This window comes from Salmonella sp. SSDFZ69 (genome assembly GCF_004010755.1).
Classification (GTDB): Bacteria; Pseudomonadota; Gammaproteobacteria; order Enterobacterales; family Enterobacteriaceae; genus Salmonella; species Salmonella enterica.
On the sequence record NZ_CP034831.1, the window covers coordinates 3,303,780 to 3,317,419 of the forward strand.

Below are 13,640 nucleotides of genomic sequence, written 5' to 3' on the forward strand. Positions count from 1 at the left end.
TAGCCAATCCAAATCATTTAGCAGGCAAATAATAACTGTTATAAAACCTTACGTGTTGTGTATTTTTTAATGATTTGTGCTACTAAAAATCAAGGAGTTAGCAATTTGTGCGACTAAAAAAGTACGCGCCGTTTTAAAAACCGGCGCGAAATTATTCACATCATGAATCATCCGCTAAACTGTCGGAATAGCGCTTTGCCTTTCAGCAAACGAACGCCAAGCCAGCCGCCGCATACGGAAAGCAGCAGCGCGCCGCAAAACGGCAGTGCGCCCCATAAACGCCAGTCCGGCTCCCAGGGGAAATCAAAAACGTTAATTTGTAAGATCGCCAGCGCCGTCTCCGCGCCAATCGCGGCGACCAACCCGGCAACTAACCCCAGCATGGCGAATTCGCACCAGAGTGTGGTACGCAACAGTTTCTTTCCGGCTCCTAACGTGCGCCACACCACCAGCTCCTGATGGCGCTGACGCATCCCGACCTGTACCTGGGCCAGTAATAGCAACATGCCGCAGAGGGTGACTAGCACAACCATCACCTCCAGCGCCCGACTGACCTGCTCCAGCACCTGTCCCACCTGTTTCAGGATCGCCCCGATATCTAACAGGCTGACGGTAGGAAACTCGCGGTTAAGCTGCGTTAACATGCCGTTGCCATTCTCCCAGCGAAAACTGGTCAACCAGCTTTGCGGTTGCCCGTCCAGCGCCCCGGAAGGAAAAATGAAGAAAAAGTTGGGCCGCAGGCTTTCCCAGTCCACTTGACGCAGGCTGGTGACTTTAGCGCTAAATGCCTGGGTATCGCCCATAAAGGTTACGCTATCGCCGAGTTTGACGTTCAGCCGCTTCGCCAGCCCCTCCTCCATAGAGACTTCGCCCGATTTTGGCGGCCAGTGACCGGCGACCAGCGGATTATGCGCCGGGCGCGTATCCTGCCAGGTCAAATTCAGTTCACGGTTGAGCGACTCATCCTGCTGACCTTCCGTCGGATTACCGTTTATCTTCGTTAACCGCGCCCGCACAATCGGATAAAACGTCTGCGGAATCACCTGATGTTCCGCCAAAAAGGCTTTCAGCGGCGCGACCTGCTCTGAAGCAATATTGATAAGGAAATAGTTCGGACTTTCCGGCGGGAGCTGCTGTTGCCAGCGATCGAGGAGATCGCCGCGCAGCACCAGCAAGAGCGCCAGCAGCATAAACGAAAGCGAAAACGCCGAAAGCTGACTCAACGTTGACCACGGCTGACGCAGAAGTCGGCTGACGGCCAGACGCAGCGGTAGCGACGTCAACGTCATGCCGCGCAGCACGTTAAGCAGCATCCAGCCCACCAGACCGCACAGCAGCGCCAGTATCACTGCACCCGCCAGAACCGCCCACAACAGCATACTTCCGCCCATCAATCCGGCGAGCAGCGCCACCACGACGGCGCAGGCGACAGGCAAATAAATTTTTAACGGCCAGACGCGAGCGACAACGTCGCGGCGCAGCACCCGTAGCGGCTGGGTCGCCAGCAACAATCGATAAGGCCGTAAACCGACCAGCAGAGAGATGACCGTCATCGCGCCCAGCGCCCACAGCCAGGGCCACAGGCTGGCGGGCGGCAAATCGGCGGGCAGTACCGGTTTTAGCAGCACCAGCAATATGTTTTCAAACAGTAACCCAATCGCGCCTCCCGTGACGGCGGAAAGCCCCAGCACCGTCAACCACTGTCCGATGATAAGTTTACGCAACTGGGCCCGGCCCGCGCCCAGCGTTTTTAAAATCGCCACCAGATCGTAGCGGCTACGACAGTAATGGCTCATCGCCACCGCGACGGCAGCTACCGCCAGCAGTAGCGTTAATAACGCCGAAAGCAGCAAAAACTGCTGCGAACGTTCGAGCGATTTCCCCAATGCCCCGTCATCCTGCTCCAGTCCGTACCAGCGATGTTCCGGTTTAAGCTGTGGTAACAGCCAGCTTTCATAGCCAGCAAGCTGTTGCGGCGTTCCGCCGAATTTATACCGCCACATCACGCGGCTCCCCGGCTGTATCGCACCGGTTTTTGCCACATCGGCCATATTCATCATCAGACGCGGCGCCATCTGAAAAGGGTTAAATCCGGAATCCGGCTCCTGCACCACTTCACCGGCAATACGCAAGGTCACGTCGCCGACATCAATGGTATCGCCCGTTTTCAAATTAAGCAGCGCCATCAGACGCGGCGCCAGCAGTACGCTACCCGGCTGCGGTTTCACTCCGTCAGGACGGGTTTGCAATTCGCCGTACATCGGATAAATGCTATCTACCGCCTTCACGCTGGCCAGTTGCGGCGTATCGCCGGCAAACGTCATGGTCGCAAAGGTTAACTGCTCGCCCACGTTAAGGCCGCGTTTACGCGCCTCTTCAATCCAGGCCTTTGGTACCTCCCGCGAACTTTGCAGCGTCCGATCGCCTGCCATAAACTCGCGGCTTTGCTGACTTAACCCTTTTTCCATCCGGTCGCTGATACTGCCGAGCGCCAGTACGCAGGCCACCGCCAGACTCAACGCCAGCCAGACAATAATCAGCGACGGCGAGCGCCATTCGCGCCAGAACCAGCGAGCTATCATGCCTCCTCCTGTAACTGACCGTTGACCAACCGCAGCCGCCGGTCGCAGCGCGCCGCCAGCGCCGGGTCGTGCGTCACCAGAATCAGCGTGGTGCCGTGTTCGCGGTTAAGCGAAAATAGCAGGTCGGCGATTTTATCTCCGGTCTGACGGTCAAGGTTGCCCGTCGGCTCATCGGCAAACAGCACATCAGGACGCCCGTTAAACGCGCGCGCCAGCGCTACGCGCTGCTGTTCGCCGCCGGAAAGCTGTGCCGGAAGGTGGTCAAGCCGTTTTCCCAGTCCCAGTTGTTCGAGCAGCGCTTTCGCCCCCGCCTTACTCTGACCGCTGTTTTCACCGCGTAGCAGGGCCGGTAGCTCAACGTTTTCCAGCGCGTTAAGCGTAGGAATAAGCATGAAGGATTGAAAAACAAAACCGACATGCTGAGCGCGAAGCTGCGCCCGCGCCTCTTCGTCCATCTGGTGAAGCGGTTTCCCCACCAGACTGACCTCTCCGCTACTGCCGTCATCCAGTCCGGCGAGAATCGCCAGCAGCGTAGATTTTCCCGATCCTGATTCGCCAATCAGCGCAATGGTTTCACCGCGTTTGACAACCAGTTCAACTCCGGTAAGGATGGAAAGCTCATGCTCACCCTGACCGACGGACTTCCTGAGACGATGAACTTCAACACTGTTTTCCGCTGGCATTTGCCCTTCCTGTTTTTGATCCTGTTAACTTTCCGTGCCGCCGCCGCAGACACCTTATTAATTCTGGGCGATAGCCTCAGCGCCGGTTACCGTATGGCCGCCAGCGCGGCATGGCCGTCGCTCCTTAATGATAAATGGCAAAACAAAACGTCGGTCGTTAATGCCAGTATAAGCGGTGATACCTCGCAGCAGGGACTGGCGCGTTTGCCGGCGCTGTTGCAACAGCATCACCCGCGCTGGGTAGTGGTGGAACTTGGCGGCAACGATGGCCTACGCGGTTTTGCGCCTGCGCAAACCGAACAGACGCTACGTAAAATCATTCAGACGGTGAAAGCCGCCGATGCCCAACCGTTACTGATGCAAATTCATCTGCCCGCTAACTACGGTCGCCGTTATAATGAATCCTTTAGCGCCATTTATCCTAAGCTCGCCAAAGAGTTCGATATTCCTCTGTTACCGTTTTTTATGGAAGAGGTATATCTGAAACCGCAGTGGATGCAGGATGACGGCATTCATCCCAACCGCGACGCCCAGCCGTTTATTGCCGACTGGATGGCGAAGCAGTTGACCCCTTTTCTCTCCTGAATCATTCGAGTTGCATGAAGGCGGCACGTAAGAGAATTTCCAGGAGCATAGATACCTATGTGACTGGAGTAAACGAACGCACAGGCAACTTGAAGTATGACGGATATAGTTAACCACGACTCTTAAATCAACGGAGATCCTGACAGGTAAAGTTATGCAAAAATCGGTCTTAATAACAGGATGTTCCAGCGGAATCGGTCTGGACAGCGCGCTTGAACTTAAACGCCAGGGCTTTCAAATCCTGGCGGGCTGCCGCAAACCTGATGATGTCGCCCGGATGAACAGTATGGGATTTACCGGCGTGTTGATCGATCTCGACTCCCCTGAAAGCGTGGATCGTGCCGCCGATGAAGTGATCGCCCTGACCGATAATCGTCTGTATGGGATCTTTAACAATGCCGGCTACGGCGTGTATGGCCCCCTTTCTACCATCAGCCGTGAGCAGATGGAGCAACAGTTTTCCAGTAATTTTTTCGGCGCGCATCAGCTTACTATGCGCTTACTTCCCGCCATGTTGCCGCATGGCGAAGGACGCATTGTGATGACCTCATCGGTGATGGGGCTGATTTCCACCCCAGGGCGCGGCGCTTATGCCGCCAGCAAATATGCGCTCGAAGCCTGGTCTGACGCGCTACGTATGGAGCTACGGCACACAGGCATTAAAGTGAGCCTGATAGAACCGGGGCCGATTCGTACCCGTTTTACGGATAACGTTAACCAGACGCAGCGTGATAAACCGGTAGAAAATCCCGGCATCGCCGCACGTTTCACCCGCGATCCTGACGCGGTAGTAGCGAAAGTGCGTCATGCTTTTGCAAGCGATAAACCCAGGCTGCGCTATCCCGTTACGCTGGTCACCTGGGCGGTGATGGCGCTGAAACGCCTATTGCCGGGCCGGGTGCTGGATAAAATTTTACAAAGCTGAGTTGAAGCGCGCCAGTCAGCCCCCATGTAAACGTGACACAGACAAAAGAGAGCGACGCCATGTCCGTACAGAACATTGTCAATATTAATGAATCCAACCTGCAGCAGACCTTAGAGCAGTCCATGACCACGCCGGTACTGTTCTATTTCTGGTCTGAACGCAGCCAACACTGTCTGCAATTAACGCCAGTGCTGGAAAGTCTGGCTGCCCAGTACCACGGTCAGTTTATTCTGGCAAAGCTGGACTGCGACGCCGAACAGATGATCGCCGCTCAGTTTGGTCTGCGCGCCATCCCGACAGTCTATCTGTTCCAGAATGGCCAACCGGTCGATGGTTTCCAGGGGCCGCAGCCGGAAGAGGCGATCCGCGCTCTGCTGGATAAAGTACTGCCGCGCGAAGAAGAGCTAAAAGCGCAACAAGCGATGCAGTTAATGCAGGAGGGCAACTACATTGACGCGCTGCCGTTGCTCAAAGACGCCTGGCAGCTCTCTTCGCAGAACAGTGAGATTGGCCTGTTACTGGCGGAAGCGCAAATTGCGCTGAACCGCTCTGAAGAGGCCGAAGCGGTGTTAAAAACTATACCGCTACAGGATCAGGATACCCGTTATCAGGGGCTGGTCGCGCAGATCGAACTGCTTAAACAGGCGGCGGATACGCCGGAAATTCAGCAACTTCAGCAGCAAGTCGCGGAGAATCCGCAGGATGCGGCTTTGGCAACGCAACTGGCGTTGCAGTTGCACCAGGTCGGACGTAATGAAGAAGCGCTGGAATTGCTGTTCAGCCATCTGAGAAAAGATCTTGCCGCCGCCGAGGGACAGACGCGCAAAACCTTCCAGGAGATCCTTGCCGCGCTCGGCACCGGCGACGCGCTGGCGTCGAAATACCGCCGCCAGTTGTACGCGCTACTGTATTAATCCTCTCTTGCCTGATGGCGCGCTTATCTGGCCTACCTGTCGTCCTCAGGCCGGATAAGGCGCTTGCGCCATCATCCGGCAACTATCATGATTTCTTGAGCGGCATCACTACCAACTGATGACGCGAATTATAGAACTTCCGGTAGGTTAAATAGCAGGCAATGATGGTAGACAGGCTGGCTGTCGACAACAGCATAAACGTTACCATAATTTGATATTTAATCGCTTTTACCGGATCGATCCCGGCAAAAATCAGCCCGGACATCATCCCCGGCAGGCTCACCAGCCCAACGGTCTTTGCCGAGTCGATCGTCGGGATAAGCGATGCGCGGATACTATCGCGGATAAGCCCGGCGGAGGCCATTTTCGGCGTTGCGCCCAAACTTAATTTTTCCTGGATTTGCTGCTGCTCGCTGTGAAAACGCAGCCCCAGTTGGTTGTAGCACAGCCCTACCGCCACCATCGCATTACCGGCGACCATGCCAGCGATGGGAATCACCTGCATCGGCGCAAATTCAATCGAACCGGTAAGCACCAGTACCGTCAGCGTTAGTCCGGCGCCGACGGTGATGGCGATAAACGAGGAGAGAAATGCCTTATCGATATATTTACTGCGCTTTTGCGCGTTCCAGGCGGCGTTAAAACAGATGAACAGCACCATCAGCAGCGTCAGGGCGGCATGATTAACGCCAAAGATGTATTTCAGTACATAGCCGACAATAATGAGCTGTATCACCGCCCGGCATACGCTCCACAGAATATCTTTTTCCAGCGCCAGCTTTTCCTTGTGACTGATGAGCATCGCGACCACCACCAGCAGCATCGATAACGCCAGCGAGGTATTGGTAATATTATGCTCGTTCATAACGCGCCTCCTGCATCTCTCCGGCAGATGGCGTTAACGTTATCACCTTATCCGCGTGTTGAATTTCATCTTTATCATGCGTTACCCACAAGACAGCGACCTGCTTATCGCGAACATAGCGATGAATAATATCATTTACATTCCGTTTGTTATGTTCATCCAGCGCGCTGGTTATTTCGTCGAGTAACAGTATTTTCGGCAGAAACTGTAGATTACGAATTAGAGCAATACGCTGTTTTTCTCCGCCGGAAAGCGCGGTAATCGGTTTTTGCAGAATCGTCTCCGGCAGTTCAAAACGCGCCAGATCGTCTGCGAAGGCTGTCGGCTGCGGGCGCTGATGGCGAATTTGCCAGGGAAAAATCAGGTTATCGTAAACCGTATCGCCAAATAGCGCTGGCGTCTGAGCGCAATAAGAAACCTGCTGGCGATAGGCTTCCGGACTCAGAGTAGTAATATCCTGCCCCTCAAAAAGAATCATGCCGATATCAGGGCTTATTAACGAGGCCACCATTTTCAACAACGTACTTTTTCCGCAGCCAGAAGGACCGGTAATTAACTTAAATTCGCCGCGTTGCAGCGTAAAACTGATGTTATTCACTATTTTTGTCGTCGCAGTCCGGTAACCGACCTGCTTTAACTCAAGCAACATGCTACGTTCTGTCATTTATTGCGCATCCGTTGTTCATATTTTTATAGCGATAGTGTATCCCTGTAATTAATAAGGGGGGAACATGCTTTACTGAATCAGGTATAATTCGCTTAATTCGTCAGCAAAATCGGTTTATGGACAACGCAACAGGAGGTTTAGCTATGCTCATTCTTATCCCTATTCTCATTTTCGTCGCGCTGGTGATCGTCGGCGCGGGCGTCAAAATCGTTCCGCAGGGATACCAGTGGACGGTGGAGCGCTTTGGACGTTACACCAAAACCCTGCAGCCGGGATTAAGCCTTGTTGTACCGTTTATGGACAGAATTGGTCGCAAGATCAATATGATGGAGCAAGTGCTGGATATTCCGTCGCAGGAGGTTATCTCAAAAGATAACGCCAACGTCACTATCGATGCGGTCTGTTTTATTCAGGTTATCGATGCGCCGCGCGCCGCTTATGAAGTCAGTAACCTGGAACTGGCGATCATTAACCTGACCATGACCAATATCCGTACGGTGCTCGGTTCGATGGAGCTGGATGAAATGCTCTCCCAGCGCGACAGCATCAACACGCGGCTGCTGCATATTGTCGATGAAGCCACCAACCCGTGGGGAATTAAAGTTACCCGTATCGAAATTCGCGATGTCCGCCCGCCCGCGGAATTGATCTCCTCTATGAACGCCCAGATGAAAGCGGAACGTACCAAACGCGCCTATATCCTTGAAGCCGAAGGGGTACGTCAGGCGGAAATCCTGAAAGCCGAGGGGGAAAAACAGTCGCAGATTCTGAAAGCCGAAGGCGAACGTCAGTCCGCTTTCCTGCAGGCGGAAGCGCGCGAACGTTCCGCCGAAGCGGAAGCCCGCGCTACGCAGATGGTATCTGAAGCCATCGCCGCCGGGGATATTCAGGCGATAAACTACTTCGTGGCGCAGAAATACACCGAAGCGTTACAGCAAATCGGCTCGGCGAATAACAGCAAAGTGGTCATGATGCCGCTGGATGCCAGCAGTCTGATGGGCGCTATCGCCGGGATCAGCGAGCTGGTTAAGGACAGCGCCAGCGAACGGAAAAAAGCATGATAGCGATGATTCTGGTGCATCCGCATATCTTCTGGCTTAGCCTCGGCGGCCTGTTGTTGGCTGCGGAAATGCTCGGCGGTAACGGCTATTTGCTGTGGAGCGGCGTGGCGGCAGTGATTACCGGCTTAACCGTCTGGCTCTTACCGCTCGGCTGGGAATGGCAGGGCGTGCTGTTTGCGGCCTTAACGTTACTGGCGGCCTGGCTTTGGTGGCGCTGGCTGGCGCGTCGCGTGCGGGAACAAAAGCCGACCGACAGCCGCCTTAACCAACGCGGACAACAACTGGTAGGCCGCCGGTTTATGCTTGATGCCGCGTTAGTGAACGGACGGGGTCATATGCGTGTCGGCGACAGCTCGTGGCCGGTATGCGCTGACGAAGACCTGCGCGCAGGTACGCATGTCGAAGTGATCGCCGTGGAAGGCATCACCTTACGCATTCGTGCCGTTTAATCAACGTGGCTTTTGCGCCTTGTGATGACAGCAGCCGGAAAGATTATCAATAATCGGGCAGTCGGCGCTGTCATCGCCGGGACAACTCTCCGCCAGCGCCAGCAGTTGATCGCGCATTGATTGCAGCTCGCTGATATGGCGCTCGATCTCCGCGACCTTTTCCAGCGTCCGCTTTTTCACATCTGCGCTATGGCGTCGCGGATCGTTAAACAGATTGACCAGTTCGCCACACTCTTCCAGATTAAACCCCACCTGCCTCGCCTGTCGCAGCAACGTCAGCTCGTTTAAATGCTTCTGCGTGTAGGTGCGATAACCATTTTCGCTACGTAATGGCGGCGTCACCAGCCCTTTCTCTTCATAAAACCGAATGGCTTTGCTGGTTAAACCGGTTTTTTTCGCCACATCGCTAATATTCATATTTCCCCCTTGACCTTAACCTTGCTGGAAGGTTTAACCTTTATCACAGTGAGTCACTACGATTACTAAGGTCAATGAATTGATGACCAATCATAAAGGAGTTTTTACTATGTCTCAAACTATCGACCTGACCCTGGACGGTTTGTCCTGCGGTCATTGCGTTAAACGCGTGAAAGAAAGTCTTGAACAACGTCCGGATGTTGAGCTGGCGGACGTCACCGTAACCGAAGCGCACGTTACCGGTACCGCCAGTGCGGACGCGTTAATTGAAACCATCAAACAAGCCGGGTATGGCGCGACGTTAAGCCACCCAAAGGCTAAACCGCTGACAGAGTCATCAATCCCGTCGGAAGCACTGGCAGCGGTTCCTCATGAGCTTCCGGTAGCGACGGCCGATGAAGAAAGCCAACAGTTGCTGTTAAGCGGCATGAGCTGCGCCAGTTGTGTCACCCGCGTACAACATGCGCTACAAAGCGTACCGGGCGTCACGCAGGCACGGGTAAACCTGGCGGAACGCACTGCGCTGGTGATGGGCAGCGCGTCCGCCGCTGATTTAGTGCAGGCGGTGGAAAAAGCCGGCTACGGCGCAGAGGCGATTGAAGATGACATCAAACGCCGCGAGCGCCAGCAGGAAACCGCCATCGCCACCATGAAACGTTTTCGCTGGCAGGCCATCGTTGCCCTGGCGGTCGGTATACCGGTCATGGTCTGGGGGATGATCGGCGATAACATGATGGTGACCGGCGACAACCGCAGCCTGTGGCTGGCTATTGGCCTGATCACGCTTGCGGTGATGGTCTTTGCGGGCGGTCACTTTTACCGTAACGCGTGGAAAAGCCTGCTGAACGGCACGGCGACGATGGATACGCTGGTGGCGCTCGGCACCGGGGTCGCCTGGCTCTACTCCATGAGCGTCAACCTGTGGCCGCAGTGGTTCCCGATGGAAGCGCGGCACCTCTATTACGAAGCCAGCGCGATGATTATCGGTTTGATTAATCTCGGACACATGCTGGAAGCGCGCGCCCGTCAGCGTTCCTCAAAAGCGCTGGAAAAATTACTCGATCTCACCCCGCCCACCGCACGCGTCGTGACAGAAGACGGCGAAAAAAGCGTCCCGCTGGCGGACGTTCAGCCAGGGATGCTACTGCGGCTCACTACCGGCGATCGCGTGCCGGTGGATGGCGAAATTACCCAGGGCGAAGCGTGGCTTGATGAAGCCATGCTGACCGGCGAACCTATTCCGCAGCAAAAAGGCGAAGGCGACAGCGTTCATGCCGGCACCGTCGTCCAGGACGGCAGCGTCCTGTTCCGCGCCAGCGCGGTGGGCAGTCATACCACGCTGTCACGCATTATTCGCATGGTACGCCAGGCGCAGAGCAGTAAACCGGAAATTGGCCAACTGGCCGATAAAATCTCCGCGGTATTCGTTCCCGTCGTCGTGGCCATTGCGCTGTTCAGCGCCGCTATCTGGTATTTCTTCGGACCGGCGCCGCAAATTGTTTATACGCTGGTCATCGCCACCACCGTACTGATTATCGCCTGCCCTTGCGCATTAGGCCTGGCGACGCCAATGTCGATTATTTCCGGCGTAGGCCGCGCTGCCGAATTCGGCGTGCTGGTACGCGACGCCGATGCCCTGCAACGCGCCAGTACGTTGGATACCCTCGTTTTTGATAAAACCGGGACGCTGACGGAAGGCAAGCCGCAAGTGGTGGCGGTAAAAACCTTTAACGGCGTTGATGAAGCTCAGGCATTACGTCTGGCAGCCGCGCTCGAACAAGGCTCCAGCCACCCGCTGGCCCATGCGATTCTGGAAAAAGCCGGCGACGATAAACTGCCGCAGGTGAACGGTTTCAGAACTCTGCGCGGACTGGGCGTCAGCGGTGAAGCGGAAGGCCATCAACTGCTTCTGGGGAACCAGGCGTTGCTGAACGAACAGCACGTCGCCACGGATGATATGACGGCGGAAATCACCGCGCAGGCCTCGCAAGGCTCGACTCCGGTCCTGCTGGCGATTGACGGTAAAGCGGCGGCGTTACTGGCGGTACGCGATCCATTGCGCAGCGATAGTATTGCCGCGCTTGAACGCCTGCACAACGCCGGATACCGTCTGGTAATGCTCACCGGGGATAACCCAACGACGGCTAACGCGATTGCCAAAGAAGCGGGCATTGATGAAGTGATTGCGGGCGTTCTGCCGGATGGCAAAGCCGATGCGATTAAACGTCTGCAAAGCCAGGGTCGTCAGGTTGCGATGGTCGGCGATGGTATCAACGATGCGCCCGCGCTGGCGCAGGCGGACGTCGGTATCGCGATGGGCGGCGGCAGCGATGTGGCGATTGAAACCGCGGCGATTACGCTGATGCGCCATAGTCTGATGGGCGTGGCGGATGCGCTGGCCATTTCGCGCGCGACGTTGCGCAATATGAAGCAAAACCTGCTTGGCGCATTTATCTACAACAGCATTGGTATCCCGGTGGCCGCCGGTATTCTGTGGCCGTTTACCGGTACCTTGTTAAACCCGGTAGTAGCGGGCGCGGCAATGGCGCTGTCTTCCATTACCGTCGTAAGCAATGCCAACCGGCTATTGCGCTTTAAACCGAAAGCGTAAAAACGCTATATCAGGCAGCATCAGCTGCCTGATATATTATTAAGCCATCAGTAATTTACCGTATCAATATATAAAAATTTAACCGCACATCCTATAGAAAAATAAAAATCAACATTTTATAATGTTTTTTTGAATCATAAGGATGTGTTATTTATGTTTAGAAAAGCAGTTACGCTTCTTTTCCTGCTTTCTCCCGCCGTCAGTTATGCAGGGTTATTTGATTCCACTCCAGATTTAAAATGTGGCAACGATAATGCAGTCACGGCGGCAAAAGAATGGATTTACAATGAAGCATTAGGTCGTTTACAGCAAGACTATATTAAAGAGCCCTCCACGCTTTTCTTCGATATCCCCCAGACTCAATACGAGCAGCAACTCCGGGCTATTCCTGTTCAATTCAGTGATGTAATCACGCAGAACCCTCAAGCAGAAAATGCCAACCTACGAACTTGCTCGGCTACCGTCGCCATGGGTATTCCTCAGCCATTATTTAAATTAATGAAAGACTTACCAAATACTCTATTCTATATTTCACAAGGGGATGGACAGGTAATAAACAATACGGTGACCTGGAAACAGGTTAACTACAATATTCAGCTAGCAGACAACAACAAAGATATTGTTGTCACCTCTGTGCAAAAAACCGATAAATTGGCGCGATCTATTTATGTAATGGCAAGAATGACGGTATCTGGTGATAGCATTATAAAGAAAAAAAATAACTCACTGATTGAAATCGCAGCAAAGAAATTTGAGAGTAGAGATCGCGAGCTTAATCAGGTCTGGAAATCGCTACCCGCCTCTGCCCGAACGGCATTAAAACAAGAACAGCGAGTCTGGGTGACCAAAAAAGAGCAGCAGTGCGGCAAACTTAGCGATGCCAAATCCGAGGCCATACCTGCTGAGAAGCGCATCAGTATTTATAAATGCCAGCTTGAAATGACCATCGCCAGAACGGCCTATCTCGACGGCAGCGAATAACCCGACCGTTCGTTGACGTCCCGTCAGGGCGCATTGCGCCCTTTTCTCCAACGCGCTAGCATGAGCTTTTTCAAAGGGAGCGCGTATGGAGTTATTAAATCAACTTAAACGTTTATGGCGCGCGCTGCGTGGTACCCCAAATAGTTGGCCTGCTATCGATCTCTCCCTGCCCGGCGGTCGTCATCTGCATCTGGTTGGCAGTATTCATATGGGGACACGCGATATGGCTCCTCTTCCAGCAAAGCTGGTGAAAAAGCTACGCCAGGCCGACGCGCTGGTCGTTGAAGCGGATATTTCTGGTAACGAAACGCCATTCAGCAATCTCCCCAAATGCCCGCCGTTGGTCGAACGTCTCAGCGCCGGGCAGCTAAGCGCACTGGAAAAACGGGTCAGCGAGTTGGGTATGCCGCTGATCCATTTTGATAATCAACCTTTATGGCAGATAGCTATGGTGCTACAGGCCACGCAGGCGCAACGGCTGGGATTGCGCCCGGACTATGGCATTGATTATCAGCTATTACAGGCTGCCCGCGAAATGTCGCTGCCGGTGCAAGAGCTGGAAGGGGCGAAACACCAGCTCGAACTACTATGCGATCTGCCCGATGGCGGGATGGCGCTGCTCGACGACACGCTGACGCACTGGCACACCAACGCACGGCTTTTGCAGGTGATGATCGGCTGGTGGCTTGAACAGCCGCCGACCAGCGTCGGAGCTTCGCTTCCCAGAACGTTTAGCCAGCCGCTGTATGATGTACTGATGGTAAAACGCAATGAAGCCTGGCGCGACGCGCTGCTGGCACTGCCGCCGGGACGCTACGTGGTAGCCGTAGGGGCGCTACATCTGTACGGCGAAGGCAACCTACCGCAAATATTGAAATAAAAAAATGGCCAATATCGCTA

General features: G+C 54.4%; 13 protein-coding genes. 8 read left to right on the forward strand and 5 right to left on the reverse strand.

The annotated features are described in order from the left end of the window. Positions 1–167: 167 nt before the first annotated feature. Complete coding sequence (ybbP, locus tag EOS98_RS16555; protein WP_126524219.1) at positions 168–2,582, reverse strand: putative ABC transporter permease subunit YbbP; 2,415 nt, start codon at positions 2,580–2,582, stop codon at positions 168–170. Continuing rightward, complete coding sequence (gene ybbA / locus EOS98_RS16560) at positions 2,579–3,265, reverse strand: putative ABC transporter ATP-binding protein YbbA (RefSeq protein ID WP_001110598.1); 687 nt, start codon at positions 3,263–3,265, stop codon at positions 2,579–2,581. Before ybbA ends, ybbP begins: the two co-directional genes overlap by 4 nt. Here ybbA and tesA point away from each other — a divergent pair. From tesA to cnoX, 3 genes are all read left to right on the forward strand, one after another. Next, on the forward strand, positions 3,236–3,850 hold the full coding sequence (gene tesA, locus EOS98_RS16565) for a multifunctional acyl-CoA thioesterase I/protease I/lysophospholipase L1 (protein WP_001010574.1): 615 nt from the start codon (positions 3,236–3,238) through the stop codon (positions 3,848–3,850). The two genes, ybbA and tesA, sit on opposite strands and share 30 nt — an antisense overlap. Positions 3,851–4,004: 154 nt before the next feature. Further along, positions 4,005–4,775, forward strand: coding sequence for an SDR family oxidoreductase (locus EOS98_RS16570; protein ID WP_023182324.1), 771 nt, complete (start codon positions 4,005–4,007; stop codon positions 4,773–4,775). A 59-nt stretch (positions 4,776–4,834) separates the two neighbouring features. Then, positions 4,835–5,689, forward strand: coding sequence for a chaperedoxin (gene cnoX, locus EOS98_RS16575; RefSeq protein WP_000116060.1), 855 nt, complete (start codon positions 4,835–4,837; stop codon positions 5,687–5,689). Between the two features lie 85 nt (positions 5,690–5,774). Here cnoX and fetB read toward each other — a convergent pair whose 3' ends face one another. Together fetB and fetA are read right to left on the reverse strand one after the other, a co-directional pair. Continuing rightward, positions 5,775–6,554: an iron efflux ABC transporter permease subunit FetB gene (fetB, locus tag EOS98_RS16580; protein ID WP_001002130.1), complete on the reverse strand. Its 780-nt coding sequence runs from the start codon at positions 6,552–6,554 to the stop codon at positions 5,775–5,777. Next, the gene (fetA, locus tag EOS98_RS16585) at positions 6,541–7,218 is read right to left on the reverse strand and encodes an iron efflux ABC transporter ATP-binding subunit FetA (protein ID WP_000140187.1); all 678 of its coding nucleotides are present in this window, start codon (positions 7,216–7,218) and stop codon (positions 6,541–6,543) included. Before fetA ends, fetB begins: the two co-directional genes overlap by 14 nt. 146 nt (positions 7,219–7,364) lie before the next feature. Here fetA and EOS98_RS16590 point away from each other — a divergent pair, with 146 nt between their 5' ends. Beyond that, positions 7,365–8,282, forward strand: coding sequence for an SPFH domain-containing protein (locus EOS98_RS16590; protein WP_000906146.1), 918 nt, complete (start codon positions 7,365–7,367; stop codon positions 8,280–8,282). Further along, positions 8,279–8,731, forward strand: a complete 453-nt coding sequence (locus tag EOS98_RS16595) for an NfeD family protein (protein ID WP_000561177.1) — start codon at positions 8,279–8,281, stop codon at positions 8,729–8,731. The genes EOS98_RS16590 and EOS98_RS16595 overlap by 4 nt, the downstream gene beginning before the upstream one ends. Here EOS98_RS16595 and cueR read toward each other — a convergent pair whose 3' ends face one another. Continuing rightward, the gene (cueR, locus tag EOS98_RS16600) at positions 8,732–9,148 is read right to left on the reverse strand and encodes a Cu(I)-responsive transcriptional regulator (RefSeq protein ID WP_001026760.1); all 417 of its coding nucleotides are present in this window, start codon (positions 9,146–9,148) and stop codon (positions 8,732–8,734) included. A 109-nt stretch (positions 9,149–9,257) separates the two neighbouring features. Between cueR and copA the strand changes: the two genes are divergently transcribed. The 3 genes from copA (at position 9,258) to EOS98_RS16615 (ending at position 13,620) form a co-directional block, all read left to right on the forward strand. Next, a complete protein-coding gene (copA, locus tag EOS98_RS16605) occupies positions 9,258–11,759 on the forward strand; it encodes a copper-exporting P-type ATPase CopA (protein ID WP_000083910.1) in 2,502 nt (833 codons plus the stop codon). Between the two features lie 153 nt (positions 11,760–11,912). Further along, complete coding sequence (locus tag EOS98_RS16610) at positions 11,913–12,740, forward strand: lysozyme inhibitor LprI family protein (RefSeq protein WP_079961476.1); 828 nt, start codon at positions 11,913–11,915, stop codon at positions 12,738–12,740. Between the two features lie 85 nt (positions 12,741–12,825). Then, positions 12,826–13,620, forward strand: coding sequence for a TraB/GumN family protein (locus EOS98_RS16615; protein WP_000421861.1), 795 nt, complete (start codon positions 12,826–12,828; stop codon positions 13,618–13,620). Positions 13,621–13,640: the final 20 nt, after the last annotated feature.